Source organism: Burkholderia sp. Se-20373 (genome assembly GCF_017104705.1).
Taxonomy (GTDB): domain Bacteria; phylum Pseudomonadota; class Gammaproteobacteria; order Burkholderiales; family Burkholderiaceae; genus Burkholderia.
Genome location: NZ_JAAGPH010000076.1, coordinates 11,173 through 37,388, shown reverse-complemented (window position 1 = coordinate 37,388; position 26,216 = coordinate 11,173). Strand labels below are relative to the sequence as shown.

General features: G+C 68.1%; 23 protein-coding genes. 13 read left to right on the top strand and 10 right to left on the bottom strand.

Features of this window, described 5'->3' with window-relative positions; translation table 11 throughout:
• Both G3N96_RS23180 and G3N96_RS23175 read right to left on the bottom strand, forming a co-directional pair.
• Window positions 1-463 (bottom strand): sigma factor (locus G3N96_RS23180; protein WP_277399452.1); only part of this gene is annotated, 463 nt, incomplete at its 3' end.
• Between the two features lie 241 nt (window positions 464-704).
• Window positions 705-1,004 (bottom strand): YXWGXW repeat-containing protein, encoded by a 300-nt coding sequence (locus G3N96_RS23175; protein WP_089427339.1) that lies wholly within the window; start codon window positions 1,002-1,004, stop codon window positions 705-707.
• 323 nt (window positions 1,005-1,327) lie between these two features.
• Between G3N96_RS23175 and G3N96_RS23170 the strand changes: the two genes are divergently transcribed.
• The 3 genes from G3N96_RS23170 (at window position 1,328) to yddG (ending at window position 4,552) form a co-directional block, all read left to right on the top strand.
• Window positions 1,328-3,013 (top strand): metallophosphoesterase family protein, encoded by a 1,686-nt coding sequence (locus G3N96_RS23170; RefSeq protein ID WP_206138585.1) that lies wholly within the window; start codon window positions 1,328-1,330, stop codon window positions 3,011-3,013.
• Between the two features lie 103 nt (window positions 3,014-3,116).
• A complete protein-coding gene (locus G3N96_RS23165; RefSeq protein WP_241022787.1) occupies window positions 3,117-3,398 on the top strand; it encodes a hypothetical protein in 282 nt (93 codons plus the stop codon).
• A gap of 209 nt (window positions 3,399-3,607) precedes the next feature.
• Complete coding sequence (gene yddG, locus G3N96_RS23160) at window positions 3,608-4,552, top strand: aromatic amino acid DMT transporter YddG (RefSeq protein ID WP_206138587.1); 945 nt, start codon at window positions 3,608-3,610, stop codon at window positions 4,550-4,552.
• 73 nt (window positions 4,553-4,625) lie between these two features.
• Here yddG and G3N96_RS23155 read toward each other — a convergent pair whose 3' ends face one another.
• The gene (locus tag G3N96_RS23155; RefSeq protein ID WP_069252952.1) at window positions 4,626-5,255 is read right to left on the bottom strand and encodes a LysE family translocator; all 630 of its coding nucleotides are present in this window, start codon (window positions 5,253-5,255) and stop codon (window positions 4,626-4,628) included.
• A 123-nt stretch (window positions 5,256-5,378) separates the two neighbouring features.
• Window positions 5,379-6,275 carry a LysR family transcriptional regulator gene (locus G3N96_RS23150; protein WP_124577161.1) on the bottom strand — a complete coding sequence of 299 codons (897 nt, stop codon included), beginning with the start codon at window positions 6,273-6,275 and terminating at the stop codon, window positions 5,379-5,381.
• A gap of 322 nt (window positions 6,276-6,597) precedes the next feature.
• On the opposite strand from G3N96_RS23150, the gene G3N96_RS23145 reads away from it, so the two are divergent.
• The gene (locus G3N96_RS23145) at window positions 6,598-7,500 is read left to right on the top strand and encodes a sulfite exporter TauE/SafE family protein (RefSeq protein ID WP_124577400.1); all 903 of its coding nucleotides are present in this window, start codon (window positions 6,598-6,600) and stop codon (window positions 7,498-7,500) included.
• A gap of 311 nt (window positions 7,501-7,811) precedes the next feature.
• Here the strand turns inward: G3N96_RS23145 and G3N96_RS23140 are convergent, their stop codons facing one another.
• Entirely contained in the window at window positions 7,812-8,768 is a 957-nt protein-coding gene (locus tag G3N96_RS23140; protein WP_206138586.1) for a LysR substrate-binding domain-containing protein, read from the bottom strand.
• A gap of 103 nt (window positions 8,769-8,871) precedes the next feature.
• On the opposite strand from G3N96_RS23140, the gene G3N96_RS23135 reads away from it, so the two are divergent.
• The 3 genes from G3N96_RS23135 to G3N96_RS23125 all read left to right on the top strand — a co-directional run bounded on the left by G3N96_RS23135 (window position 8,872) and on the right by G3N96_RS23125 (window position 11,068).
• Window positions 8,872-10,197: a D-serine ammonia-lyase gene (locus G3N96_RS23135; RefSeq protein ID WP_241022785.1), complete on the top strand. Its 1,326-nt coding sequence runs from the start codon at window positions 8,872-8,874 to the stop codon at window positions 10,195-10,197.
• A gap of 53 nt (window positions 10,198-10,250) precedes the next feature.
• Entirely contained in the window at window positions 10,251-10,505 is a 255-nt protein-coding gene (locus tag G3N96_RS23130) for a hypothetical protein (RefSeq protein WP_027791787.1), read from the top strand.
• Window positions 10,506-10,768: 263 nt separating this feature from the next.
• Window positions 10,769-11,068, top strand: coding sequence for a DUF4148 domain-containing protein (locus G3N96_RS23125; protein ID WP_124577165.1), 300 nt, complete (start codon window positions 10,769-10,771; stop codon window positions 11,066-11,068).
• A gap of 103 nt (window positions 11,069-11,171) precedes the next feature.
• On the opposite strand, the gene G3N96_RS23120 is transcribed toward G3N96_RS23125, so the two are convergent.
• From G3N96_RS23120 to G3N96_RS23110, 3 genes are all read right to left on the bottom strand, one after another.
• Window positions 11,172-12,962: a GGDEF domain-containing protein gene (locus tag G3N96_RS23120; RefSeq protein ID WP_206138582.1), complete on the bottom strand. Its 1,791-nt coding sequence runs from the start codon at window positions 12,960-12,962 to the stop codon at window positions 11,172-11,174.
• Window positions 12,959-14,092 carry an extracellular solute-binding protein gene (locus tag G3N96_RS23115; RefSeq protein ID WP_124577170.1) on the bottom strand — a complete coding sequence of 378 codons (1,134 nt, stop codon included), beginning with the start codon at window positions 14,090-14,092 and terminating at the stop codon, window positions 12,959-12,961. Before G3N96_RS23115 ends, G3N96_RS23120 begins: the two co-directional genes overlap by 4 nt.
• A gap of 161 nt (window positions 14,093-14,253) precedes the next feature.
• Window positions 14,254-14,976, bottom strand: a complete 723-nt coding sequence (locus G3N96_RS23110; protein WP_124577172.1) for an FCD domain-containing protein — start codon at window positions 14,974-14,976, stop codon at window positions 14,254-14,256.
• Window positions 14,977-15,246: 270 nt separating this feature from the next.
• Between G3N96_RS23110 and uxuA the strand changes: the two genes are divergently transcribed.
• The 6 genes from uxuA to G3N96_RS23080 all read left to right on the top strand — a co-directional run bounded on the left by uxuA (window position 15,247) and on the right by G3N96_RS23080 (window position 22,161).
• Window positions 15,247-16,311, top strand: a complete 1,065-nt coding sequence (uxuA, locus tag G3N96_RS23105; protein WP_185634124.1) for a mannonate dehydratase — start codon at window positions 15,247-15,249, stop codon at window positions 16,309-16,311.
• 71 nt (window positions 16,312-16,382) lie between these two features.
• Window positions 16,383-17,693, top strand: coding sequence for an MFS transporter (locus G3N96_RS23100; RefSeq protein WP_206138581.1), 1,311 nt, complete (start codon window positions 16,383-16,385; stop codon window positions 17,691-17,693).
• A gap of 129 nt (window positions 17,694-17,822) precedes the next feature.
• The gene (locus G3N96_RS23095) at window positions 17,823-19,256 is read left to right on the top strand and encodes a PLP-dependent aminotransferase family protein (protein WP_206138580.1); all 1,434 of its coding nucleotides are present in this window, start codon (window positions 17,823-17,825) and stop codon (window positions 19,254-19,256) included.
• Window positions 19,257-19,348: 92 nt separating this feature from the next.
• Window positions 19,349-19,744: a hypothetical protein gene (locus G3N96_RS23090; protein ID WP_206138579.1), complete on the top strand. Its 396-nt coding sequence runs from the start codon at window positions 19,349-19,351 to the stop codon at window positions 19,742-19,744.
• 201 nt (window positions 19,745-19,945) lie between these two features.
• Window positions 19,946-21,730, top strand: a complete 1,785-nt coding sequence (locus G3N96_RS23085; protein WP_206138578.1) for a nitrite/sulfite reductase — start codon at window positions 19,946-19,948, stop codon at window positions 21,728-21,730.
• Window positions 21,727-22,161, top strand: coding sequence for a DUF934 domain-containing protein (locus G3N96_RS23080; protein WP_206138577.1), 435 nt, complete (start codon window positions 21,727-21,729; stop codon window positions 22,159-22,161). Before G3N96_RS23085 ends, G3N96_RS23080 begins: the two co-directional genes overlap by 4 nt.
• Before the next feature lie 50 nt (window positions 22,162-22,211).
• Here G3N96_RS23080 and G3N96_RS23075 read toward each other — a convergent pair whose 3' ends face one another.
• Together G3N96_RS23075 and mprF are read right to left on the bottom strand one after the other, a co-directional pair.
• Window positions 22,212-23,492, bottom strand: a complete 1,281-nt coding sequence (locus tag G3N96_RS23075) for a virulence factor family protein (protein ID WP_206138576.1) — start codon at window positions 23,490-23,492, stop codon at window positions 22,212-22,214.
• Window positions 23,489-26,083, bottom strand: a complete 2,595-nt coding sequence (gene mprF, locus G3N96_RS23070; RefSeq protein WP_206138575.1) for a bifunctional lysylphosphatidylglycerol flippase/synthetase MprF — start codon at window positions 26,081-26,083, stop codon at window positions 23,489-23,491. Before mprF ends, G3N96_RS23075 begins: the two co-directional genes overlap by 4 nt.
• Window positions 26,084-26,216 lie beyond the last annotated feature (133 nt).

The window sequence follows — 26,216 nt, the reverse complement described above, 5'->3', positions numbered from 1 at the left end:
GTTCGTAGCATAGATTCAGCACTCTGCGATTCCTCCACGTGTCGAACCGTGCCTCGCCTTCGCGCCAGCCCGGCGCCTGTTTCCAGATCCGCAAGAACGTCTCCTGTGCGACGTCCTCGGCTTCCGTGCGGTCGCCGAGCATGCGCGTCGCGAGTGCGAGCAGCCGCGGCAGCTTGCGCGCGACGAGCATGCGCACGGCCGACGCGTCGCGCGCGCCGACCCGTGCGACCAGGGCCGCGTCCGGATCGCCGTCGCTCAACGCGGGGCGCTCCAGCGCATCGCGCGTCTGTGCCGCGGCGCGCTCGTTGATGCGCCCGCCGGCAGACTGAAGCTCATCGTCGTGCTCTCCTTGCATGCGCCGCGCCATTAACCGGCCCCGCCCCAGTGGCGGTTCGGGATCGCCGCGCGCATCGCGCACGGCCTCGGCAAGGTCCGTTTCATCGGCATCCGTTTCAGGCTGCATGGCGATCGGGTCGATCGGGCGCCGGCCGCCCGTTTGCGCGCGCGGCGGCCGGCGTGCTCAATATACGACGACCGGCGCGGGCCGGTAATAGGCCGGACGCGCCGGCACCACGATACAGCCGGCCAGCACGACCACTGCGGCCGCGAGTATCACCACGGTTCGAACAGGCATGGCTGCGCCTCATGACGTTGCGGGAAGGCGCCGCCGCGCCGGCATCGTGTGCCGTGCGGCGGCATGCGCATCAGGCCCAGTGACCCGGCACCCAGCGCCAGGCCGGCCCGCGCGCGGCCCAGTGGCCCGGCACCCAGTGATAGCCGACGCGCACCACTTGCCAGTGGCCCGGAATCCACACGTAGCGGCCCTGCCGCCAGTGCCAGTGGCCTTGGTCCCATACGTAGCCCGCGCGCGGCGCCGGCATCACTTCGACGCGAGGCGCCGGCGGCGCGTAAGGCGCGACGATGACGGCCTGCGCGAAGGCGGCCGACGCAGCCAGCGCGGCCACGCATGCCGCTGCGAACCGCAATGGGATGGAAAGCTTCATGTAAGACTCCGAAGTAGCGGGTATCGACCGGAAGCGGCCGTTCATGCGTTAAACGGCGCGGGCGAACGGAATCCGTCGCGGCTTCTGCAAATAAATTCCGGTCGAGCCGGATGCGCGCCGGCACGGGCCGGATGCCGTGATGCGCACACTCGGACAGGTGCCAGCACGCGCGCGGGGTTGCCCTGCTGTCACAACCCGGCAAAACTGCCCTTCGACAATGTCTCGCACCGGGATCCCGCTCGTTTCCGGCGCACGCACTGGTCACGCTCGCGCGCGGCCAGGCGGTTCCACCTCTCGCGTCTCCACCCACGAAAACACCGACCATGTCGAACCAGGACAACTCCCCGATCCAGCCGAACGAGCCGGCCGCGTCCGTGTCGCGTCGCGGCTTCCTGAAACTCGCCGGCGTATCCGGCCTCGCCACCGCCGCCGGTGGCCTCGCGGCCGCCAGGGCCGCCGCGTCGAACCCGGACGGCACGCCGGAACAGGTGCACCTGACGTGGGGCAACGACCCGACGTCGGAAGTCGTGATCTCGTGGGCCTCGCTCGCGCCGGCCGTCAATCCGCGCGCGCGCATCGTCGCCGATGGCGAGCCGGCGCGCACCGTGCACGGCGTCCAGCGCCTGTACACCGACGGCCTGAACGGCGAGACGGTATTCGCGTACCACGCACGCGTGCACGGCGTGAAGCCGAATACGCGCTACCGCTACGAGATCACGGCCGACAACGACAGCAACGCCGCGCAGCCGTTCTCCGCGCATTTCTCGACCGCGCCGCGCGGCCGCGCACCGTTCCGCTTCACGAGCTACGGCGACCTCGCGACGCCGAACGGCGCGTGGGTGCTGTCCTCGCCGCAGAGCCGCTTCGCGGTGCAGGCCGTCGAGCAGTTCCAGCCGCTGTTCCACCTGCTGAACGGCGATCTCTGCTATGCGAACCTGAACCCCGCGCACCAGCCCGAGGTGTGGCGCGATTTCGGCAACAACAACCAGACCTCGGCCGCGAATCGTCCGTGGATGCCGTGCCCGGGCAATCACGAGATCGAGTTCAACAACGGCCCGCAGGGGCTCGACTCGTATCTCGCGCGCTATACGCTGCCGGAGAACGGCACGCGCTTCCAGGGCCGCTGGTACAGCTTCCGCGTGAGCTCGGTGCTGTTCGTCTCGCTCGACGCGGACGATGTCGTGTATCAGGACGCCGCCGCGTTCGTCGGCGGCCCCGCGCCTCTCGTGCCGGCCGCGAGCACGGGCCGCCCGCCGATCGAGCCCGGCACGTCGTTCTACGTGCGCGGCTACAGCAACGGCGAGCAGACGCGCTGGCTCGAACACACGCTGCGTCATGCCGCGCATGACGACGACATCGACTGGATCGTCGTGCAGATGCACCAGGATGCGCTCAGCTCGTCGAAGACGGGCAACGGTTCCGACAAGGGCATTCGCGAAGCCTGGCTGCCGCTGTTCGACCGTTACGGCGTCGACCTCGTGCTGTGCGGCCACGATCACGACTACGAGCGCAGCTATCCGGTGCGCGGCTGCAATCACCGCGCGGGCGTCGATGCGACGACCGGTGAAGTCGTCGAGACGCTGCAGCCGCGCCCGGTCGGCTCGAACGACCCGGACCGCACGACGTTCGACACGAGCCACGGCACGATCCACCTGATCCTCGGCGGCGGCGGCACCAGCGCGCCGCTCGACGTGTACGGCGAGAACCCGGCCACCGGCTTTGCGCGGGCGAAGGTGTTCACGAAGCCGAACCGGCCGGTGCCGGGCACGGCGCCGAATACGTTCGTGCGCGCGCCGGCCGATGCGCTCGAGGATGCGATCTGGTCCGCGCGCCGCGATACGGGCACGGGCTACGGGATCGCTGTGTTCGACCACGACCCGGGCAAGCCGGGCGGGCACACGACGATCACGATGCGCTACTACCACGCGCCGGGCGCCGACCAGCACCCGACCGCCGACTACGAACTGTTCGAGACGATCGAGCTGAGCAAGAAACGTAACGAGCGGTAACCGGGCGGGCGCCCGTTGCGGCGGGCGCCGGATGGAGTGCCGTTGCGGGACGTCGCGCGATGCCACGCGTTGGACTGCGCGCCTCGCCCACCGGCCCATGACGATGAGTTTCGAATACCGCATCCACACGACGCCGTCGGCCGACGCATTCGATGCCATCGCGAATGCGTTGCGGCAAGCGCACGACGACGTCGACATCGATCCCGACCGCCGTCAGCTCGAAGTCCGCGGCGACGCCGGCGGCTGGCCGCTGGTCAACCTGTCGACCGACGAAGACGGTTTCTTCCTGGTTACGACGCTCGGGCCGACGCGGGACGCGATGCTCGACTCGACTGGCCACGCGTTGTCGGGAATCGGCGCGGCCTGGCGCATCGAAGACGCGTGACCGGTTGCCGCAGGACGCCCATGCGCGCCCGGATCGGCCTCAAGCGCCGGGCGGATCACCGCCGACGCCGCTGCTTGTTCTCCGTCTCCCCGTTAAACTACGCGTTTTCGCCGGCAATGGCCGTCCCGCATGCCGAATGCGCGCGTGGCTCATGCAGGCGGAACCGAATCATCCGAATTCGCATTGGCATGTTGAAACAGGCAGGAAGCATGAAGCGCAAGAATAAGGCCACGCTCGCCGGGCTCGGCGCGGTGTTGTTGTGGGCCTCCGTGGTCGCCCTCGTTCGTGGCGTGAGCGAAAGCCTCGGCGCGACCGGCGGCGCCGCGATGATCTATACGGTCGCATCCGCGCTTCTGCTGTTGACGATCGGCTTCCCCGATCTCAGCCAATTCCCGAAAAAGTATCTGCTGTGGGGCGGGCTGCTGTTCATCGCGTACGAGCTGTGCCTGGCGCTGTCGATCGGTTATGCCAGCAGCGGCCAGCAGGCGATCGAAGTCGCGATGGTCAACTATCTGTGGCCGAGCTTCACGCTGGTCGCGGCGATCGTGTTCAACAAGCAGCGCACCAACCTGCTGGTCGTGCCCGGCGTCCTGCTGTCGATGCTCGGAATCTGCCGGGTGCTCGGCGGCGACCGGGGCCTCGACCCGGCCGGCATGCTGCACAACGTCGCGGACAATCCGCTGAGCTACGGCCTCGCGTTTTTCGGCGCGCTGATCTGGGCCGGCTATTGCACGGTGACGGCGCGCCTCGCCGACGGCAAGAACGGCGTCACGCCGTTCTTCATGCTGGTGGCGCTGGCGCTCTGGATCAAGTTCGCGATCGAAGGCGGCGGCGGCATGGCGTTCAGCCTGCATGCGGTCTTCTACATCGTGCTGGCAGCCTCCGCGCTGGGGTTCGGCTATGCGGCCTGGAACACCGGCATCATGCACGGCAACGTGACGGTCATCGTCGGCGCGTCGTACTTCACCCCGGTGCTCGCCGCCCTGCTCGCCGCGACGCTGCTGCACGCGCCGCTGTCAATCGAATTCTGGCAAGGCGCATTGATGGTGTGCGGCGGGTCGATCCTGTGCTGGCTCGCGACGCGCGGCCGGCGTCGTGAAAAAGTCGCACCTGTCCGGGTCGGCAACGAAGCGCAGGGCAACTGCCAGGGCTGACGATGCCGGGCGCTTGCGTTGCGATGCCGCTGGAAAATCCTCCGGCGGCCATGCCTACCGTCAACCATGCGCGCTAGCGCGACTCGAGTGCGATACGCACGGCCAGCCCGGCCAGCACCGTACCCATCAACCAGCGCTGGGCCGACGCCCAGACCGGCCGCCCCGCCAGAAAGCCCGCGATGCCGCCTGCCATGCAGGCAATCAGCGCATTCACGCTGACGCTCACCGCGATCTGCACGCAGCCGAGCGCCAGCGATTGCGCGAGCACGCTGCCGTGCCCCGGCGAAATGAACTGCGGCAAAAGCGACAGATACATCACCGCGATCTTCGGATTCGCGAGGTTCGTGACGAAGCCCATCGTGAACAGCCTGGCCCGGCTGTCGTGCGGCAACTGCCTGACCTGGAATGCCGAGCGGCCGCCCGGCTTCAGCGCCTGCCACGCCAGATACGCCAGATAAAGCGCGCCGGCGAAGCGCAACGCGTCGTACGCATACGGCACGGCCATCACCAGCGCGGTGATGCCGAGCGCCGCGCACACCATGTAGAACACGAACCCCAGCGCGACGCCGCCGAGCGACACCAGCCCGGCACGGCGGCCCTGGCAGATCGAGCGTGACACCAGGTAGATCATGTTCGGCCCGGGTGTCAGCACCATGCCGAGCGACACGAGTCCGAAAGCAAGCAAGGTGGGCAAGGCCGGCACGGCAATCTCCTTCGGGACGAAGCGGTCAGGGGCGAGTTCGAACAATGTATTGCATCTCGACTGCCATCGGCTTGAATAAACTTCAAGCCTCCCATGAGCGCTGTTCATCGCTGAAGCCGCTCGTTACCTGGCCTTTCTCGCACGTGCGTTGACCGCCTTCGCCGCCTTCGCGCGTTGCGCGTCGACGAGCCGCACGAACTCGTCTGCGACCGCGTTGCCGGCCGTATTCCACGACAACCGCACCGAGCGATGCAGCCTGGGCGACAACGCCAGTACGCGACCGCCGAACGGCGTGTACGTGAGCGTGATGCGCGGCACGATCGACACGCCCATGCCGGCCTCGGCCATCGACAGAATGGTCCGCATCTCGACCACGTTGAACGCGGCCCGCAGCGGCACCTCGCCGCGTGCGAAGTAATCCGCGATCACCGGCCCGCACCCTGCCTTCGAGAAGATGAACGGCGCCGTGGACAACTGCTTGGCCGACACGCTCTTGCGGCCGGCGAACATGCCGTCGGCCGCCACCGCGACAAAATCCTCGTCGAGGAGCGGCAGATTGTGTGCGAACGTCTTCGTGCCGGCCACCACGCCGACGTCGGCCGTACCGTCGTCGATCCACCCTTCGACTTCGCTGTCCGTGCCTTCGAGCAGCACCGCCGACACGCCCTGGTGCATGTCCTTCAACGCCTCGAGCGCGGGCACGACGAACGCGAGCGACACGCTCGGCAACGACGCGACCACCAGCTTCCCTTCGAGCTTGCCGCGCGACAGGCTGAACTGCTGGCGCAGCAGCTGCGCTTCCCGCACCACGTTCTGGACATACGGCCACAGGCGTTCGCCCGCCGCCGTCAGGACGACCGGCTGCCGGTCGCGCCACAGCAGCTTGACCTCCGTGAGGTCTTCCAGCTCCGTCAATGCATGACTGATCGCGGATTGACTGCGGCTCAACCGATCGGCCGCAGCCGTGAGCGAGCCGAGTTCGACCACGGCCGCCAGGGCCTGCAACTGGGCCAGCGTCATCGACGCCTCCTCGTTCAAAGATATGAAAACCGCACATGAAATGACGAACCGTCATGAATTATATTGAACCGCGAAAATGATCACGTCGACGCGCGCCGTGACGCGCCGCGGCCAGTGCCGACTGTCCTTCGCAACGCATCAGGTAAGATGCACCGTCGAACTGCCTGTCGATTGCCGGCGGTCCCGGCCGCACAACGGCGCGGCGCCACGCGATCGACTTCCGGTTCGAGCCGATCCAGAACACATGCGTGCCAGACACACGCGACCGCCACGGGCGCCATCGACAGCGCTCGCTGCCGGATATGCCGCGACATGCCATTCCATGATGCATTTCAATCTGACCGAAGGGGTGCTGGTCTCCAGCCTGCAGGGGCTCAGCGCGTTCGAGCTGGGCGGCATCGCCATCGCGCTATTGCTGGGCGGCATGGCCAAGGGGATCACGGGCATCGGCGTGCCGCTGATCGCGATGCCGATACTCAGCCAGTTCCTGCCGATCCGGCATGCGGTGCTGCTGCTGTCGATGCCGATCATCCTCGGCAACATTCCACAAGCGCTGGAAGGCGGCCAGCTGCTGGCGACGGCACGCAAGATCGCCGCGCCGATCGCGGGCACCGTGATCGGCAATATCGTCGGCGTGGCGATCCTGCTGTCGCTCAATCCGGGGCACGCGCAGGCGGCGTCCGGCGCGCTGCTGATCGTGGCCGCGGCGCTGATGCTCGCCGCGCCGAAACTCAACCTGCCGGAAGCATGGCGGAAGCCCGTCGGTTTCGCGCTCGGCTTCGGTGCGGCGCTGATGGAGAGCATTGCGTCGGTTCCGGGCCCGCTGCTCGCCACCTACCTGATTTCGTCCGGCGCGACCGGGCGCGTCTTCACGAAGCAGATCGCGATCATCCTCGTCGTGTCGATCGTCACGCTGATCACGACGTTCAGCGGCGCCGCGCATGCAAGCGGCGCCGACCTCGCGATCTCGGCGGCGGCGAGCCTGCCGGCGATTGCCGGCATGTGGCTCGTCCGCCCGCTGCGGGACAAGATGTCGCCGAAGATCTTCCGGATGGTCGTGCTGCTGTTCGTGCTCGTCGCGGCATCGCAGATGATCTGGAAATCGGGCGTGTTCCGGCATGGTGGCTCGCACGTCACGCAGATGAACAACGCGCATACGGGCAAGAACCAGGAGATGGCGCACAGCCGTCGATCGCGCATGCGTTCTGAAAGCTGCGAAGCGTAGTATTCGCGGACCCGGCGTATCGCCCCGCCCGACGGGCCGAACGATACGTCACCGACTTGGCTGCTCGCTGATGCCCGCATCGGCGCTGCCATGCTTTCAGAGGCATGACATGGAAACCTACGTATTGCTCGGCTGCGGACTCGGCGTTGGCCTGTTGATCGCCGTCTGGGGCATCTGGCAACTCAGTTAACGCGTGCCCGCCCCATCCACGCGCAAGCCATCCGTATGGAGACGGACGGGAAAATGTAGCTTGCATCCATATTCGTCACGCGACTGCTTCGCATTCCGATCCATCTGCCCGACAGCGTCGACTACCCGCGTCCGCTTCCGTTCGAAAGCAGATGTGAACGCGCGGCGTCGAAGCGCGCGCATTCGGCCTTGAGCCAATTCGAAAACGCCTCGGTACGCGGATCGTCGGGATCGCGTGACAACAGCATGTAGCGCGCCGGCGCACGCACGTGCCTGCCGAAGACATCCACGAGCCGCCCGCTCGCCATCTCGTCGTGCACGAGCGCGGCGCGCCCCATCGCGACACCCTGATGGTTCAGCGCGGCCGTGATCGCCAGGCTGGAGAAGTTGAACTGCGGGCCGTCAAGGTGCACCGTCCACGCCGGACGGACTTCCTCGAGCCACGTGCGCCACTCCACGAACTCGGGCGCGCCGCCCCACGGGGCGGCGTCGTGCAGCAGGACGACGCCGTCCAGCGATTCGCCGCGGGCAAAAGCCGGATGCTGCGCCAGATACGCCGGCGTGGCGACCGGAAACAGGATTTCGTCGAGGATGGCCTCGGCATGCAGCCGATCGTATTGCACCGGGTCGTAGCGCACCGCGACATCGATGTCGTCGGTCTCCATGGCCTGGCGATCCAGCACCTGAAATTCGGCCCTCACGCGAACCGGCACGTTCGGCTGCTGCCGGTGAAATTCGGACAGGCGCGGCATCAGCCACTGCAGCGCGAGCGAAGGCAGGCAGCTGACCTGCAGCGGGGCATCCGACGTGCCAAGCGCCTGAAGCGTGCGGTTGATGTCGACGAACGCGCTCGACATCGTCCCGAGCAGGATTGCGCCCTTCTCGGTCAGCTTCAGTCCGCGCGCCTGGCGCACGAACAGCGGATAGCCGAGCCGGTCCTCGAGGTTCCGGATCTGCTGGCTCACGGCACTTTGCGTCAGGTTGAACGCCTGTGCCGTCTTCGTGAAGCTCAGCAACCGGCCGGCCGTTTCAAAGCAGAGCAACGCACCGAGGATCGAACCGTCGAGTCGCATGGATATCAGTCAGGCTAATGCATTCATTAGAAATCGGCGCTTTTGCGCAGGCTTCCCGGATCGTAGCATTTCGGCCAGCACTCTCGTTTATCCGATGCAATACCGATCCATGACCATCACACTCCAGCCCGCCGATCTATTAGCCAGACTGCAATCCCGCCACCCGCTACTGTGGCTGAATCCCCATGCCGGCAGCCCGTTGCCGCACGACGCGCCGGGGCTCGGCGCCATAGCGATGGCCGAAGCGCGGCTGGCGCGCTGCGAACCGCTGATGGCCGCGCTGTTTCCCGAACTCGCGGCAAGCGCGGGAAAAATCGAATCGCCGCTGATGCCGGCAGACGACCTGCCGCGCAGGCTGGCGCTCCCGGCAGACGCACACGGCGCCTGGTTCATCAAGCGCGACGACGCGTTGCCGATCGCCGGTTCGATCAAGGCGCGCGGCGGCTTTCATGAAGTGCTCGCGCTCGCGGAGTCGATCGCGATCGAACACGGGTTGCTCGATCCCGCGGGCGACCGGCGGATCCTCGCATCGGCCGCCGCACGCGAACGGTTTGCCGCGCACACCGTCATCGTCGGCAGCACCGGCAATCTCGGCCTGAGCATCGGCGTGATGGCCGCCGCGCTGGGGTTCGAATCGGTCGTGCACATGTCGACCGACGCGAAGCCATGGAAGAAGGCGCGCCTGAGAAAGCGCGGCGTTCGCGTGATCGAACATGACGGCGACTACGCGCAAGCCGTCGCGGCCGGACGCGCGCAGGCACGCGATCAGCCGCGCCGCCATTTCGTCGACGACGAAGGCTCGCTGATGCTGTTCCTCGGCTACGCGGCCAGCGCCCGGCATCTCGCCGCGCAGCTCGCCGACGCGGGCCGCCGCGTGGACGCGACGCATCCGCTCTTCGTTCATATCCCGTGCGGGGTCGGCGGCGCACCGGGCGGCATCGCGTATGGCCTCAAGGCGCTGTTCGGCGAACACGTGCATTGCTTCTTTGCCGAACCCGTCGCGTCGCCGTGCATGCTGGTTCAGTTGGCCGCCGGCCCCGGCAAGCCCGTGTCCGTCTACGACGTGGGGCTCGACAACCGGACCGAGGCCGACGGCCTGGCCGTCGCACAGGCATCGCACCTCGTCAGCCCGCTGATGGCGTCGCTGCTTTCAGGCGTGTTCACCGTCAGCGACGCGCAGCTCTACGCCCAGTTGCTCGCGGTTCAGCGCGCGACGGGCGTGGAACTCGAACCGTCGGCCGCTGCCGCCGTCAGTGGCCCCGGCTGGCTGACGGCGTCCCCGGCCGGCCGCGACTACGTGCATCGCCATGCGATCGACCTGCGCCGGTCGACGCACGTCATCTGGGCGACGGGCGGCTCGCTCGTGCCGCCGGAAGAGCACCGACGCTTCCAGTCGCATGCGAAAGCGCTCGCCGATGCCGCAGCCAACCCGTGACGCTTCGGGGCAAGCGTTCAGCCCCGCTCCCGAAGACGCGTTAGACTGTCCCGATGGAACAATGCCGTTATTGCCAGAGAATCCGCGATGAATGGGATTGCCACGGTGACGAATGCCGCCGGGCAATCGCCAAGGCGCTGCGCCGGCAGCGCGCGGGCCTGCCCATGGTGCCCGATCGCATCCGCAACGAACTGCCGTCCGGCGCACCGACCCAGCAGGTGATCGCCGTGCTGTCGCGCCAGCGCCTGCGCGCGCGCCGCGGCAACGAGGAGCGCCGCGAACGCAAGGAAATCGACGACGACGTCTGATCCGGCAGCGTCGCAGTTCGCCCCTCTCCGCCCGCGCCTGCGCCGCGCGCGCCCGTCCGTGCGCGCGCATCCGCCTCCCTTTCCCTTGCAAATCCGACAACGTCGATGAGGGACGGAAGGCATTTATCTCGAAATTATTGTCCCGGCTGCAACGATCTTTCGCCAAAACTCACGTTTACCCTAGGTCGATCGGCGCCTACGATGTAATCAACCGCTTACGACATGGTGTCGAACGCGGAAAGCCAAAAACATCGGAGGTCATCATGAAATCGCTCGTTTCCGCAGTCGTTGCCGCTGTCGCCCTGTCCGCCTCGTTCGGCGCCTTCGCCCAAAGCACCGTGACCCGCGCTCAAGTGCGCAATGAACTGGTCCAACTCGAAAGCGCCGGCTACAAGCCGAGCCAGTCGAGCCCGTACTACCCGGCCGACATCCAGGCCGCGCAAGCCCGCGTGCAAGGTGCCGACAACAGCGGCTACGGTGCGCAACCGGCCGCGACCGTCCAGGGTGGCGCTCCGGTCGTCAAGGCGCAAAACCCGCGCGACTCGGTCTACTTCGGCCACTAAGCAAGCCTGCCGCTGCGCGCGTTCGCGCGCAGACCGCACCCGCCACGAGCCCGTCTTGCGACGGGCTCGTGGCGTTTGCAACGCGCGGACCCGCGAGCGGCCGTCACCGGCCGCCGCCCGACGCGACCCGGCCGGCCGCTTCGTCCGTCCCGCTGCCTGCACCGCTCCCGTTGCCGACCAGTTCCTGATAGCGCACGAACGCGCGCTGCGCGGACGCCTTCGCCGCGTACATCGCCGCATCGGCCTTGACGAGCAGTTCCTCGGCCGACGCACCGTCAGCCGGAAACTCGCTGACGCCGATACTCGCGCCGACGGCCACGCGCCGGTCGCCGAACTCCAGTTCCTCGTCCATCACGCGCTGGATGCGCGACGCGACGTCGCCGATCACCGCCGGTGAGCGCACGTCCGTAATCAGCACGATGAATTCGTCGCCACCGAGCCGCGCGACCATGTCGCCGCCACGCAGCACGAGGCTCAACCGCTTGGCGACCGCGACGAGCGTGCGGTCGCCGGCCGAATGTCCGTGCTGGTCGTTGATCTGCTTGAAGCGGTCGAGGTCGACGAACATCACGGCCAGCCCTTCGTGCAGCGCGGCCGCACGCCGGATCGCGGCATCGAGATGCTCCATGAACAGCAGGCGGTTCGGCAGTTCGGTCAGCGCATCGTGTCCGGCGAGGTGCGTGAGCTCCAGTTGCTTCGCTCGCAACATCGCGACCTGCGTGCGGATCTCGACGCGCATGCTGTCGAAACAGCGTGCGAGCACGCCGATCTCGTCGGCACGCCCGACCGGCAACTGCTCGGTGGCCGGATCGTCGAACACGTGCGTCGCGGCGCGCGCGAGCGTCTGCAGCGGCCGCGTGATCGCACGCGCGAACAGGATCGCGAGGATCACCGCCATCACGCTCGACACCAGCACCATCCGGACGATCCGCTCGCCAAGCATGCCCGCCGGCGACAACACATCCGCGAGCGGGCGCGCCATCCCGAGCACGACGAAGCGGTTGCCCTCGTCGTGCCCGAACGGCGTGCGCACGAACGCGAACATCTGCCCCGGCGCGGCGACGGGGTCGCCAAGGCCATTGAGGGTAACGTTTGCGCGCGCGCTGTCGAACAGCGCACGCGTGACGGCGAAGCGGTCCTGCATCAGCACGCGCCGGCCGCGATCGAAGCCGAACGTCTGCGCCGGATCGGGATGCACGAGGAAATCGCCCCACTCGTTCGCGAGGTACACCGCGTAGTCATCCGGCAGATCGCGTTCGAGCCGGTCGAACACGCGCGACAGCTCGACGTCGACGACGAGCGCCCCCACGGTCTGGCCCGACGCGTCGACGACCGGCGTGCCCACGCGCAGGATCGGCAGCCCCTCGGCCGCGTGCGCCCCCGTCTCGTGGTTGATCACGATCGGCGACAGATAGATATGACCGGGCGCCGTGGCCAGCGTATCGAATACGTAGGAAAACTGTCCTTTCTCCTGCAACGCACTGTCCGGCAGGACGACGATGCCATGCGCATCGCGATCGACGCGGATGCGTTCGAGGCCGAAATCCCCGCGCGCGATCAGGCGGATCTGCAAGTACTCCGGGTGATTTCTCATGAAGCTGTAGAACACCTGCTCGAGCCGTGCGCGTGGCGCGCCATCCCGGTTGTCGCCCCCGGAGACCCGGGCACACGACGGCAACTGTGCGAGCACGAGCGCATCGTCCGACACGTCGGACAGCGCCGTGGTGAAGCGCTGCCCGAGCAGTTGCGTCGACATCAGCAGGCTGTGCTGCGCTTCCTGCACGAGCATCGTGCGGTTTGCGCGATACGCGTAATAGCCGGTCGTGCCGGACGCGATCACGCCGATGCAGGCGAACAGCACCGACAGTTTCGACGTGAGCCCGAGCCGGATCATTTTCCGAAACGCTCCGGCCGGTCGCCCGACACGATGCGGTTCCACAGCGATTCGCGCCGCGCGATGTCCTCGACGGGCTGGAGCCAGACGAGATGCTGGTGCCCGGTGTCGAGGCCCGGCGGTGGTGCGAGCGTGTTCGCGAGGCCCTGGCGCTCGGTCAGCAGCGCGCCGATCGCCGGTTCGAGCATGTAATTGATCCAGGCGAACGCGAGCGCCGGATGTTGCGCGCCGCGCGTGACGGCCCAGCAGTCGAGCCACGCGAGCGCGCCTTCATCCGGGATCACGTAGCCGACGTCCGCGCCGGCCCGTCGCAGCAGTTCGACCTGTTGCGTGCCGTAGTTGCCGAACATCAGCGCCGCACGATGCCGGACGAACAACGCGGTCGCCTCTTCAGGAAGCGTGTAGTACGTCAGCAGGTTGCGGCGCAGGTCGATCAGCTTGTGCGCGACGGCGAGCGTCTGCGCGGGCGACAGGCGAAACGGATCGCGATAGCCGAGCGCCAGCGCCGTGAACGAAAAATTATGCTGCGCGCTGTTGAAGTCGAGCACCTTGCCGCGGTAGCGCGGATTCCACATCTCCCGCATCGAGCGCGGCGCGGCCGGCACCTGCTTGCGGTCGTAGATCAGCCCCATCGACGAATACGTGAACGGAATCGCATACGGGGCGCCCGCTTCAACGAGCCCGTCGATCGCCGCGAGTTGCTGGAAGTTCGGCAACTGCCGCCGCCGGTTCGGGATGCGCGACAGGTCGATCGGCGCGAGCAGGCGTTCGTGCGCATAGCGCTGGATCTCGGCCGTATTCGCGGCCAGTATGTCGTACGGCGGCGGCGCCGCGCTGTGCATGCGCGTCCACAGTGCTTCGTCGGAATCGACGAACGTCACTTCGACGCGCGCGTGAAATTGCGCCTCGAACGCACTGACGACATCGTCGTCCGCATAGCCGGGCCATGCGAGCACACGCAGCACGGTGTCGTTGACGGTTTCGGGAGAGGCGGCGAACGCAGGGGGAAGCACCGAGGCAAGTAAGCCCGCCGTCAAAATGACAAGCAGCCGGCGCACGGCGCACCGTACGCGTGTACGTCCGCCTATTCCCCTGATCAATTGGACCCCGTGTGAATCGCCCGGCTGCATTCGACTGTCCTTTTTCGAGTCGATGCGATATCCCGCAACGAGACCATAAAACCTACGGTCGCGCAATCGGAAGAAGCCGTACAACGGAGGCGCACGCGCCGTTGCTCACCGCCGTATGACGGGAACGTTACGCCGGCGTGCCTGCTCTGACGGAACGCGCGTCAGCGCCACGCCTGCGTGAACTCCGCGATCACGCGCGACAGGTGCGCACGCATCGCGTCGCGTGCCGCAGCGGCGTCGCGCGCCATGATCGCCGCGAAGATCCGCTGGTGATCTTCCTGCGACGCCTCGCGCAGCGCGGTCGAGTGAAAATGCTCCTCGATCTTGTCCCACAGCGGATCGCTGCGCGCGCAGTCCCACATCGCGGTGACCATGTGCAGCAGCACCGTGTTGCCGGTCGATTCCGCGATACGCAGGTGGAACTGGCGATCGGCCGCGTCGTACGCGGCCTTGTCGTCCATCTGCTCGCGCATCGTCGTCAGCGAGAAAAACAGCCGGTCGAGATCCGCATCCTTGCGTTCGGTCGCCGCGAGCGCCGCGACTTCCGCCTCGATCAGCCCGCGTGCGCGCAGCGTCTCGATCGGCCCCGGGCCGCGCGGCACCTCGAACGTCACCGGCCGCGCGGCGTCGGCCGCCGATACGTAGATGCCCGAACCGATTCGCACCTCGACGATCCCCTGCACCTCGAGCGCGATGATCGCCTCGCGCACCTGCGTGCGGCTCACGCCGAACTGGTCGGCCAGGCTGCGCTCGGACGGCAGCCGCGCGCCGGCCTCGAACGCACCGGCGGCCACCATCGCGTGAATCTGCCGCGCAAGGCCGATATAGGAGCGGTCCGCGGCATCGGTATCGCGGCTGGCGGGCAGGCTGGAAAGATCGGTCATCGAAAGGCTCGCAACAGGCTGGCCGGCGCCGTCGCGGCGCCGGATCGCCAAAATGGTACACCAATTTCAGACCGCCTCCGATTCGGCATGTTGGCTGGTGCGACGCATGCCTTTCCGGCGATGCGCTGACGCCCGGGTTCCATCGAGACAACTGGTAAACCACTATCCCGTCAAACTGGCATACCAATCATAATCCGCACACCGGAGACGGGGCCGCCACGCTGCCGCCCGTCCGTCCGACGCCTCAACCGCCCGTCAGGAGCCGCTCCAGTGAAGATGTCTTTCCGTTGGTACGGCGAGTCCGATCCGGTCTCGCTGCAATACATCCGCCAGATCCCGGGCGTCACGCATATCGTGTCCGCGATCTACGACGAACCGGTGGGCGCAGTCTGGCCCGTGCACAAGATCGACGCACTGAAGGCGACGATCGAGCGCGCCGGCCTGCAGTTCGAAGTCGTCGAGTCGGTACCGGTGCACGAGGACATCAAGCTCGGCAAGCCGGGCCGCGACCGCCTGATCGACCACTACCGTCAGACGATTCGCCATCTCGGCGCGGCCGGTGTGCGCGTGATCTGCTACAACTTCATGCCCGTGTTCGACTGGACGCGCACCGAGCTGTCGAAGACGCTCGACGACGGCTCGACCTGCCTCGCGTTCAGCACCGACGCGGTCGAGCGGATCGATCCGGACGACGGCATCGCGCTGCCGGGCTGGGATTCGAGCTACCGGCCCGAACAGTTGAAGGCGCTGCTCGCCGAGTATCGCGACGTCGACGAAGCCGCGCTGTGGGCGAACCTCGAATACTTCCTGAAGGCGATCATCCCCGTCGCCGAGGAAGCCGGCGTGAAGATGGCGATCCACCCCGACGATCCGCCGCGCCCGATCTTCGGGCTGCCGCGCATCGTGAAGAACCGCGACGATCTCGCGCGGATCGTGCGCATCGTCGACACGCCCGCGAACGGGCTGACGCTGTGCTCGGGCTCGCTCGGCGCGGGCCCGCAGAACGATGTCGAGGCGCTCGTGCGCGAATTCGGCGCGATGGGCCGCATCCACTTCGCGCACATCCGCAACGTGAAGGTCGACGCGAACGGCGATTTCGAGGAAACCGCCCACCTGTCGAGCTGCGGCTCGCTCGACATCGCCGCGATCGTGAAGGCGTACCACGACACCGGCTTCACCGGCTACGTGCGCCCCGACCACGGCCGCATGATCTGGGGCGAGACGGGCAAGCCCGGCTACGGCCTCTACGACCGCGCGCTCGGCGCGGTCTACCTGAACGGCCTGTGGGAAGCGCTCGCGAAGTTCGACCGCACGCCGTCGCACGCCACGCGATAACCCGCCCATCGAGGCCGCCGGCGCTGCGGATCGCCGGCGGCCCGTCACGACATTCCGCGCGGAGACACCGCATGCCACGCATCCGATGGGCCATGATCCTCATGTGCTTCCTCGCAAACGTCATCAACTTCATCGACCGCGCGAACCTCGCGATCGCGGCGCCCAGCATCCGCGCCGACCTCGGCCTCGACGCGGTCGGCATGGGGCTCGTGCTGAGCGCATTCTTCTGGACCTACGCGTTCCTGCAACTGCCGGCCGGCTGGTTCATCGACAAGGTCGGCGTGCGCGTGAGCCTCGCGCTCGCGGTCGGCTGGTGGTCGGTGTTCACCGTCGCGACGGGCGCCGCGCGCGGCCTCACGCAACTCGTCGGCGTCCGGCTGATGCTCGGCGTCGGCGAAGCCGCCGCGATCCCGTCGTTCGCGAAGGTCGCGTTCAACTGGTTCCCGCGCAGCGAACGCGGGCTCGCGAGCAGCATCTTCGACAGCGGCTCGCGCGTCGGCTCCGCGCTGTCGCTGCCGCTCGTCGCGTGGCTGATCTCGATCGTCGGCTGGCGCGGGTCGTTCGTGATCACGGGCGGTATCGGCATCGTGTGGGCACTGGCGTGGTGGTTCATCTATCGCGACCCGGAACGCTATCGCGCGATCGCGCCCGACGCCGTCGATGCCCTGCTCGCGCAGCGCGGCGCCCCGACCGTTGCGGCCGCAACCGATGGCCCGAAGGTGTCGTGGCTCGACCTGTTCCGCTACCGCACCGTGTGGGGCATGATGATCGGCCTGTTCTGCCTGAACTTCGCGATCTACTTCTTCATCACGTGGTTCCCGAGCTACCTGCTGCAGTCGCGCGGCTTCTCGCTCGCGTCGCTCGGCACGTGGGGCATGCTGCCCGCGCTGCTCGCGATTCCCGGCGGCTGGCTCGGCGGCTATGTGTCGGACAGCCTGTTCCGCCGCGGCTGGAGCGCGACCGCCGCGCGCAAGACCTGCCTCGTGCTCGGCATGCTGCTGTCTTCGTCGATCGCGCTGTCGGCCTTCGTCGAGAACGTGTGGGCCTGCCTCGGTTTGTTCGCGCTGGCGTATGCGAGCCTGTCGTTTGCAGGCGCCAACGTGTGGACGCTCGTCGGCGAAGTCGCGCCGACGCCCGCGCATGTCGCATCGCTCGGCGGCATCCAGAACTTCGCGGGCAACCTCGCGGGAATTTTCATCACGACGTTCACGGGCGTGATGCTGTCGATCACGAAGGGCTCGTTCGTCGTGCCGCTCGCGGTAGCGGGTGCCTTGTGCGTGGTCGGCGCGCTGTCGTATTTGTTCATCGTCGGCAAGGTCGAGCCGTTGCCGCCGCTGCGCGGCGCCGCGAACCGGCAGAACGCCGAGCCGAACGCGGCCTGACCCAGCCGGAAAGCGCGGCCGCCGCGCCTGCGCTTTCCTTTTCGGGCCGCGCATCGGACAATGAGCCGCGCCCGCCGGCGCGGCGCCACTCCGGCCCGCGCGTGGCGATGGTGCGCACCGCCCTCGCCGATGAAACGCTACGAAACCCTCGCCCACACGATCGCCGACGACATCCGCAACGGCAACCTCGCCGTCGGCACGCGCCTGCCGTCGCTGCGGCAGATCATCGCGCAGCACGGCGTGAGCCAGTCGACGGTGTTTCGCGCGTACTACCTGCTCGAACAGTGGGGGCTGATCCGCGCGCGCGAACGCTCGGGCTACTACGTCGCGCCGGGCGCCACGCCGGAGGCGAGCCCGGCCGCCAAACGCCGGGCAAGCCGCGCCGGCGTCACGCGCAAGGTCGACATCAGCAGCCTCGTGTTCTCCGTCCTCGACGCGGCGACGCAACCCGGCATCGTGCCGCTCGGCTCCGCGTTCCCGTCGCCGCAACTGTTTCCGCTGCCGCGTCTCGCGAAATCGCTCGCGCAGGCCACGCGGCTCGTCAGCCCGTGGAGCACGGTCGTCGACCTGCCGCCCGGCAACGAGGCGCTGCGCCAGCAGATCGCGCGGCGCTATCTCGCGACCGGCATCTCGCAGCCGATCGACGAGATCGTCGTCACGAACGGCGCGCTCGAAGCGCTGAACCTGTGCCTGATGGCCGTCACGCGGCCCGGCGACGTCGTGGCCGTCGAAGCGCCCGGTTTCTATGCGGCGCTGCAGGCGATCGAACGGCTCGACCTGCGCGCGGTCGAGATTCCCGTCGATCCGCGCACGGGCCTCGATCTCGATGCGCTCGCGAACGCGCTCGACCGGCACGACATCCGCGCGTGCTGGTTCATGACCAATTTCCAGAATCCGACCGGCGTCACGCTGTCCGCCGAAAAAAAGCGCGCGCTCGTCGCGTTGCTCGCCGCGCGCGACGTGCCGCTGATCGAGGACGACGTGTACGGCGAACTGCACTTCGGCCCTGACTACCCGCTGCCCGCACGCGCGTTCGACCGGCACGGCATCGTGATGCATTGCAGCTCGTTCTCGAAGACGCTCGCGCCCGGCTACCGGATCGGCTGGGCCGCCGCCGGCCGGTTCGCGGAGAAGGTGCAGCGGCTCAAGCTGATGACGACGCTGTCGGCCAGCATTCCCGCGCAGGTCGGCATCGCGAACTATCTCGAGCACGGCGGCTACGACCGGCACCTGCGCAAGCTGCGCGGCGCGCTGCACACGCAGCTCGACCGGATGGACGACGCGCTGCGGCGCTGGCTGCCGGCCGGCGTCGAATGGGTGCGGCCCGAAGGCGGCTATTTTCTGTGGCTCGCGTTTCCCGACGCGATCGACGCGATGGAACTGCATCGCCAGGCCATCGCACGCGGGATCAGCTTCGCGCCGGGGCCGCTGTTTTCGGCCGCGCACGGCTTCGAGCGTTGCGTGCGTGTGAACTTCGGCCATCCGTGGAGCCGCGACATCGAACGTGCGATCCGCGTGCTCGGCGAGCTCGTCGCGCAGCCGTCGGTCCGCAAGGGCGGTTGAATCTCACCCGATGCGAACCGCCTGCGTCACGGTGATGCGCGCAATCCGCACGCGGGTTACAGTGCTGATCCCGCCGCCCTTCATGATTTCCGATGAGTCAACTGCCCTACCTCGATCACGACGCGCTGTTGAAACTGACTGCTGAAGCCGCGCACATCACGCAGTCGTGCATCTGTACGAAAACGCCGCTCGCCGGATGGACGACCCTGCCGCTGTCGCTGCAGGACGCGCAACTGACCGAAGTCGCCACGCTCGCGCCGCCCGGCGACGCGGAGCCGACCTACGCCGAATATCACCCGGCCGGCACGCACTACGCGTCGGACGACGCGCCGATCGCGTTGCGCCATTTCCCGTACAACCGATGCACCGTCAACCGCTGCCGCTCGTGCGGCCGCCTGTTCCTGCGCTACCAGGAAGGCGGCGGCTACTTCATCGACCAGCGTATCCGCGCGCTCGATCCGGCGCTCGTCGTCGACGCCACCGCATAAACGCCCGCCACGGGCATGCCCGCACGCATGCCCGGCCCGCGCCGGCGTCACACCCGCCATCTGCTGCGCCCTTTTCGTCCCCATCTGCTGCTTGTCCCGCCGCACCGCGTTCCCTACGCTGTCCCCGGTTGCCTGACACCCGTCGCAACGTCTGTCCCGAGCCGCGCGCGCCGCGCCGCGGCTCCTCTCGCGTATCACGTCATGTATCGATATACCGTTTTCGACCGGGCCCTCGTGCACAGCCGCGCCGCCCAGTTTCGCGATCAGCTCGAACGCTGGCAGCACGGCACGCTGAGCGAAGACGCGTTCCGGCCGCTGCGCCTGCAGAACGGCTGGTACGTGCAGCGCCACGCGCCGATGCTGCGCGTGGCCGTCCCGTACGGCGAACTGTCGAGCGCACAGCTGCGCGTGCTCGCGCGGATCGCGCGCGACTACGACGTGCCGGACGACGCCACCTACCGCGCCGCATCCGACGCGCAGGCCTTGCTTGGCACGCTGCGCCTGCCGACCCGCAGCGCGCACTTCACGACGCGCACCAACGTGCAGTTCAACTGGATTCCGCTCGCCAAGGCCGCCGACGTGATGGACCTGCTCGCGACCGTCGACATGCACGGCATCCAGACGAGCGGCAACTGCATCCGCAATATCTCGTGCGACGAGCGCGCCGGCGTCGCACCGGACGAGATCGCCGATCCGCGGCCGTTCGCCGAAGTGATGCGCCAGTGGACCACGCTGCACCCCGAATTCGCGTTCCTGCCGCGCAAGTTCAAGATCGCGATCACCGGCGCGACCGAAGACCGCGCGGCTACCGACTGGCACGATGTCGGGCTGAAGCTCGTGCGCGACGACGCGGGCGCGCTCGGCTTTCGCGTGAGCGTCGGCGGCGGGATGGGCCGCACGCCGATGATCGCGACGCTGCTGCGCACGTTCCTTCCGTGGCAGCACGTGATGAACTACATCGAGGCGATCGTCCGCGTGTACAACCGCTACGGACGGCGCGACAACAAGTACAAGGCGCGCATCAAGATCCTCGTGAAGACCGAGGGACAGCGCTATATCGACGACGTCGAGGAGGAGTTCCGCCAGATCGTCGATCATGACGGCGGGTTGCACACGATTGCCCAGGTCGAGTTCGACCGCGTCGCCGCATCCTTCGTCCCGCCGCGGCTCAAGCCGCGCACGGTCAGCCTGCGCGACGCGAACCTGCGCCTGTCCGCCCAGGCGGCACGCCATCCGGCCTTCGCGCGCTGGCTCGCACGCAATGTGGCCGACCACCGCGATCCGGCGCTGCGCATCGTCACGCTGTCGTTCAAGCGCCGCCTGCAGGCACCGGGCGACGCGTCGCCGGACCAGCTCGACGCGCTCGCCGATCTCGCCGACCAGTTCTCGGCCGGCGAGGCGCGCGTCACGCACACGCAGAACGTCGTGCTGCCGTGGGTGCATGTCGACGACCTGTTCCTGCTGTGGGAAAACGCGCGTGCGGTCGGGCTCGCCAGCGCGAACGTCGGACTCCTGACGGACATGATCGCGTGCCCCGGCGGTGACTTCTGCGCGCTCGCGAATGCACGCTCGATCCCGATCGCCGATGCGATCGCAGAGCGTTTCCAGGATCTCGACATGCTGCACGACGTCGGCGACATCGACCTGCACATCAGCGGCTGCATCAACTCGTGCGGCCATCATCACAGCGGCCACCTCGGCATCCTCGGCGTCGACAAGGACGGCGCCGAGTGGTACCAGGTCACGCTCGGCGGCTCGGACGGCTCGACCGCGAGCGGCCCCGCGCGGCCAGGCAAGGTGATCGGCCCGTCGTTTTCGGCGGACGAGATCGTCGATGTCGTCGATGCGATCGTCAGCGCGTATCTCGACGCGCGCATCGACAACGACGGCCGCAGCGAACGATTCATCGACACCGTCCGCCGCATCGGCACGGAACCCTTCAAGGCCGCCGCGAACGACGCGCGCCATCAGGTGGAGCACGCATGACGCACGACGAGAATCCGACCGCACGCATCCGGCTGCTGACGCCCGCCGAACATGCCGGCGATTCGCAGCAGCACGGCACGGCGACGCTGGCGATCGACAACGACGAGGAACTGCCGCCGCTCGCCGAACACATCGCACGGGCGGCGCGCATCGACCTCGCGTTTCCGTCGTTCACCGATGGGCGCGCGTACAGCCAGGCGTACCTGCTGCGCAAGCGCTACGGCTTCGCCGGCGACCTGCGCGCAACCGGCGAGGTGCTGGTCGACCAGTTGCTGTTGATGGAACGCACGGGGTTTTCGAGCGCGGTGCTCGGCGACGGCACGGACATCGCGGCCGCGCGGCGTCAGCTCGACCGGTTTCCCGGCTTCTACCAGCACGATGCGCGAACGGCGATGCCCCAGCCGAGCGCGGCAACGCCCGCCGGAAAATGAAACGGGCGGCCAGCGGGCCGCCCGTACCATGAACCGGAAGCTCTCGGCGTTCAGCGCGCCGCGACCGGCTTGCCGAACGCGCCGAGGATCTTCTTCTCGAGCGCGATGTAGTCGCGGCCGAAGTGGTGATCGCCCTGCGTCTTGATCACGTCGGCGCCCGTGTTCACGAGTGCCGGACACATCGTGTCCTTCTCTTCCGCGCCATAGAAGCACTGCACGAGCTGCGGCGGCACCTTCGCGATTTCCGGCGCGACCTTCAGCGCCTTGTCGCTTGCGGGCATGCCGAGCCAGCCCGTCACGCGGATCTGGAAATCGGCGGCCGGCGCGAAGCCGAGCAGCGACATCACGGCGACCTTGTCGCGCAGGTCGGCCGGCAGCCGGTTGTATGCGAACGGCATCACGTCGGCGCCGAACGAGTAGCCGACCAGCGCCACGCGGTTCGCATGCCAGCGCGCCATGTAAGTGCGCATCACGCGCGCGAGATCGCGGCTCACCTGTGCCGGCGGTTTCTCGCTCCAGAAATAGCGCAGGCTGTCGATGCCGACCACCGACACGCCGTCGCGCTGCAGCGCCTCGGCGATCGTCTTGTCGAGATCGCGCCAGCCGCCGTCACCCGAGATCACGATCGCGAGCTGGCCGCTGCCGCCCTTGGCCGGCAGCTCGACGAGCGGCAGGTCCGACACGTCGAGTTCGTCGCCGCGGGTGGTGTCCCGCAGATGCGACGTGACGAGCGACACGAGCTTCGCGGAATCGCCCGTCGCCGCCGTGTCGACGAAGCCCGGCATCGCGCGGCGCACGATCGTCGGATCGGGCGGGCACGGCTTGAAGCGCGGATCGAGCTTGGCGGCCGGATCGACCGATACGACGCCGGCGATCGTGTTCTCCGGCGCCATCGACAGGATCTGCTTCGCGATCGCGCCGCCCTGGCCCACGCCCGCGACGATCGGCGTGAAATAGCGCGACGACTGTGCAAGGCGTTCGAGCTGGTGACTGACCGCTTCGGCGTCGCCGTCGAGGTGATGGCAGGTCTCCTGCTTCGCGGCGAGATTCATCGCATACCGCTCCGAATCGACGCCGACCGTCATCGCACCGGCCTTCGCGAGCGCATCGGCGGCCTGCTGGTCGGCCGCGTTCCAGCCGGCCTCACGCGAGAACAGCACGACGAAGCCGCGCAGCGGCCCGCTGGGTTTGGTCACCGTCACCGGTCCATAGCGGCCGCCCGATACGGTTTCGGCCTTCATTGCGGCCGGCTGCGTGGCGCACGCGGCGCCCGCCAGCATCATTCCCGCGCAGGCGGCTGCCGCCCGCGCGATTCCCTTCTTCAACATCATGAACGCCGACCTCCAGCCAGCAATGACAGATCCGCCAGCGTGACGAACACGCCGACCGTGCCCGAGGCCGCGAGGTAACGCGGCTCCCAGTGCGGTTCGAACTTGCTCTTGAATGCGCGCAAGCCGCGGAAGTTGTAGAAGCGGCCGCCGAAGCGCCAGACCATCAGGCCGATCCGGTGCAACGGCGACGGCATCTTCGCCGCCCCCATCCCCGAGAACGGCGCGATGCCCAGGCTCAGCTTGCGGAAACCCGCTTCCTTCAGATGCAGCGCGAGCTGCGTAAACAGATATTCCATCGCGTACGGCGACGCGTCCGGCAGATGGCGCATCACGCCGACCGTCGCCTCGGTGTTGAGGTCGGTCGTCATGAAGGTGACGAACGCGATCGGCTTGTCGGCCTGCCGCACCAGCATCACCGACTGCGTCGCCAGATAGCCGTCGTGGAACGCGGCGACCGAGAAGCTCTTCTCGCGCGCGTCGCGGCTGTCGAGCCAGCCGTCCGAGATGTCGCGCAGCGCCGGCAGCGCGGCCGGCACGTCGCTCGGCGCGATCACCTCGACCGTCAGCGCGTCCTTGTCGCCGCGGCGCAGCGCGTAGCGCAGGTGCGAGCGGTTCGAACCTTTCAGGTCGAACCGCTCGAGCGCGATATGCGCTTCCTCGCCGAGCTTCATCAGCGTGAGCCCCGCGTCGAGATACAGCGGCAGCGCGTTCGCGCGCACCTGGTAGAACGCCGCACGGCCGCTATGCGCGTGGGCGAGCGCGATGAACTTGCTGATCAGCGCCGGCCATTCCTCGCGCGGCCCGACCGGGTCGTGCAGCGCCGCCCACGTGCGGCCGTTCTTCGCATACATCAGGAAGGCCTGGCGGGACTCCGAGAACAGGAACGACTTGTCGCCCATCAGCGCGAGGCCCGCATCGCTGCACTCCTGCGCGCGGATGATTCGTTCGGCATCCGACAGGTCCTGCTCCGCGGGCTTCACGAAACGGCCCGGCGCCGGGCGCAGCAATTGCCACAGCGCGAACAGCGCGACGAACACGCCGGACGCGAGCGTCGCGCGCAGCGCCCGCGGCGCACGCGCGTCGAACGAGAAATGCGACCACAGCTCGCGCGTGTACGGCACGTCGCGGAACGCGAAGAACAGCACCCACACGGCCAGCATCAGCACCATCGCCACCGACACGAACCAGCTCACCGTGAAGCGCTCGGCCAGCAACGACGAATGGCGGTTGAAGCGGCGACGGCTGACGAGCAGCAGCACCAGCAGCGTGCCGAGCACGCCGGCCTCGACGAACGCGAGGCCCTTCGCCAGCGACAGCGCGAGGCTGGCGAGCGTCAGCGCGAAGGTCATCCACCAGGCACCGTCGAGGCGGCGCAGCAGCCCGCGCGCGACGAACAGCAGCGCCACGCCGAGCACGCTGCAGATCACCTGCGAGCCTTCGAGCACCCACAGCGGCACGAGGTGGCGCAGGATCGCGATCCGGTGCCAGAACGCGGGCGTCGCGCTCGAGATCACCAGCATCCCGCCGACCGCGAACGTCACGAGGCTCAGGAACACCGGCGCAAGCTGCGACACGCGCACGGCCTGCCGCGTCACGAGCCGGCGCCGCAGCGCGCGGCCCTCGAAACCGGCCAGCAGGCCGGCCGACAGCACGAGCGGCACGCCGAAATAGATCGCGCGATACGCGATCAGCGCGGCGACCATCGCGTGCGGCGGCACTTCGCGGCCGAGCGTGAAGACCATCGCGGCTTCGAACACGCCGATCCCGCCCGGCGTATGGCCGATCATCCCGAGCAGCAACGCGGCGGCGTAAACGGTAATGAAGGTCGGGAAGCCGACCGGCGCGGCCGGCAGCAGCACCCACAGCGTCAGGCCCGCCGCGACGACGTCGAGCACTGCATAGACGACCTGCGCGACGAGATCGCGCCGCGCCGGCACGTCGAACGACAGCCACTTGAAGCGCGTGACGACCGGGCGTGCGGTATTGCCGCACATCACGACCATCGCGGCCAGCACCACCAGCAGCGCCGCCCCGGTCCACGTCAGCACGCCGGGCGCGACGTGCAGCATCGCGGCGAGCGCCTCCGGCATGCAGACCATGCCGACTGCCGTCATCAACACCATCGCGAGCGCCAGCGTGCCGCTCGTGAACACCGTCATCCGGCCGATCTGCGCGGGCGTGACGCCTGACACGCCGTACACGCGTGCGCGCACCGCACCGCCCGTCAGCGCGCCGAAGCCGGTCGCGTTACCGAGCGCGGACCCGGCGATCGCGCCGATCCACAGCGCGACGCGCGGCACCTTCGCGGCGACGTAGCGCAGGCCGACCGCGTCGCGGGCGACGAGCGCGAGATAGCTGAGAGCCGTCGCGGCCAGCGACGCGCCCCACTCGCCGGCGGACATGTGACGCAGCTGGCGGATCACCGACCGGTAGTCGACGGATTCCGACAGGTGCTGGAAAACCACGATCAGCAGCAGGCCGATGCCGAGCGCAAGCAGCGGCGACAGCACGCGCTCGTTGCGGATCAGCGCCCGGGCACGGGCGATCACCGCCGCGGCACGACCAGGCGAACCAGAGTGGCGGGAAGACATAAGTTGTTCAGTGGTGGTGCATAGCGTGTCGCGGCGCGGGTTGGCCGGGCGGCGACGTATCTGTGGTTGTTCTGCGTGGGCGGCCGGCCGAAGACGGGCTCGGAGGCGCCTGGGTCAGAACTTACGAGTATAC

Bases quoted from the DNA above. Each gene is read 5' to 3' on its own strand.
- G3N96_RS23075 (WP_206138576.1), bottom strand. From the start codon at position 23,492: ATGATGTTGAAGAAGGGAATCGCGCGGGCGGCAGCCGCCTGCGCGGGA.
- G3N96_RS23135 (WP_241022785.1), top strand. From the start codon at position 8,872: ATGACCATCACACTCCAGCCCGCCGATCTATTAGCCAGACTGCAATCC.
- G3N96_RS23170 (WP_206138585.1), top strand. From the start codon at position 1,328: ATGTCGAACCAGGACAACTCCCCGATCCAGCCGAACGAGCCGGCCGCG.
- G3N96_RS23175 (WP_089427339.1), bottom strand. From the start codon at position 1,004: ATGAAGCTTTCCATCCCATTGCGGTTCGCAGCGGCATGCGTGGCCGCG.
- G3N96_RS23115 (WP_124577170.1), bottom strand. From the start codon at position 14,092: ATGCAGCCGGGCGATTCACACGGGGTCCAATTGATCAGGGGAATAGGC.
- G3N96_RS23125 (WP_124577165.1), top strand. From the start codon at position 10,769: ATGAAATCGCTCGTTTCCGCAGTCGTTGCCGCTGTCGCCCTGTCCGCC.
- G3N96_RS23110 (WP_124577172.1), bottom strand. From the start codon at position 14,976: ATGACCGATCTTTCCAGCCTGCCCGCCAGCCGCGATACCGATGCCGCG.
- G3N96_RS23085 (WP_206138578.1), top strand. From the start codon at position 19,946: ATGTATCGATATACCGTTTTCGACCGGGCCCTCGTGCACAGCCGCGCC.
- G3N96_RS23165 (WP_241022787.1), top strand. From the start codon at position 3,117: ATGAGTTTCGAATACCGCATCCACACGACGCCGTCGGCCGACGCATTC.
- G3N96_RS23120 (WP_206138582.1), bottom strand. From the start codon at position 12,962: ATGATCCGGCTCGGGCTCACGTCGAAACTGTCGGTGCTGTTCGCCTGC.
- G3N96_RS23145 (WP_124577400.1), top strand. From the start codon at position 6,598: ATGATGCATTTCAATCTGACCGAAGGGGTGCTGGTCTCCAGCCTGCAG.
- G3N96_RS23080 (WP_206138577.1), top strand. From the start codon at position 21,727: ATGACGCACGACGAGAATCCGACCGCACGCATCCGGCTGCTGACGCCC.
- G3N96_RS23090 (WP_206138579.1), top strand. From the start codon at position 19,349: ATGAGTCAACTGCCCTACCTCGATCACGACGCGCTGTTGAAACTGACT.
- mprF (WP_206138575.1), bottom strand. From the start codon at position 26,083: ATGTCTTCCCGCCACTCTGGTTCGCCTGGTCGTGCCGCGGCGGTGATC.
- yddG (WP_206138587.1), top strand. From the start codon at position 3,608: ATGAAGCGCAAGAATAAGGCCACGCTCGCCGGGCTCGGCGCGGTGTTG.
- G3N96_RS23130 (WP_027791787.1), top strand. From the start codon at position 10,251: ATGGAACAATGCCGTTATTGCCAGAGAATCCGCGATGAATGGGATTGC.
- G3N96_RS23150 (WP_124577161.1), bottom strand. From the start codon at position 6,275: ATGACGCTGGCCCAGTTGCAGGCCCTGGCGGCCGTGGTCGAACTCGGC.
- G3N96_RS23095 (WP_206138580.1), top strand. From the start codon at position 17,823: ATGAAACGCTACGAAACCCTCGCCCACACGATCGCCGACGACATCCGC.
- G3N96_RS23100 (WP_206138581.1), top strand. From the start codon at position 16,383: ATGCCACGCATCCGATGGGCCATGATCCTCATGTGCTTCCTCGCAAAC.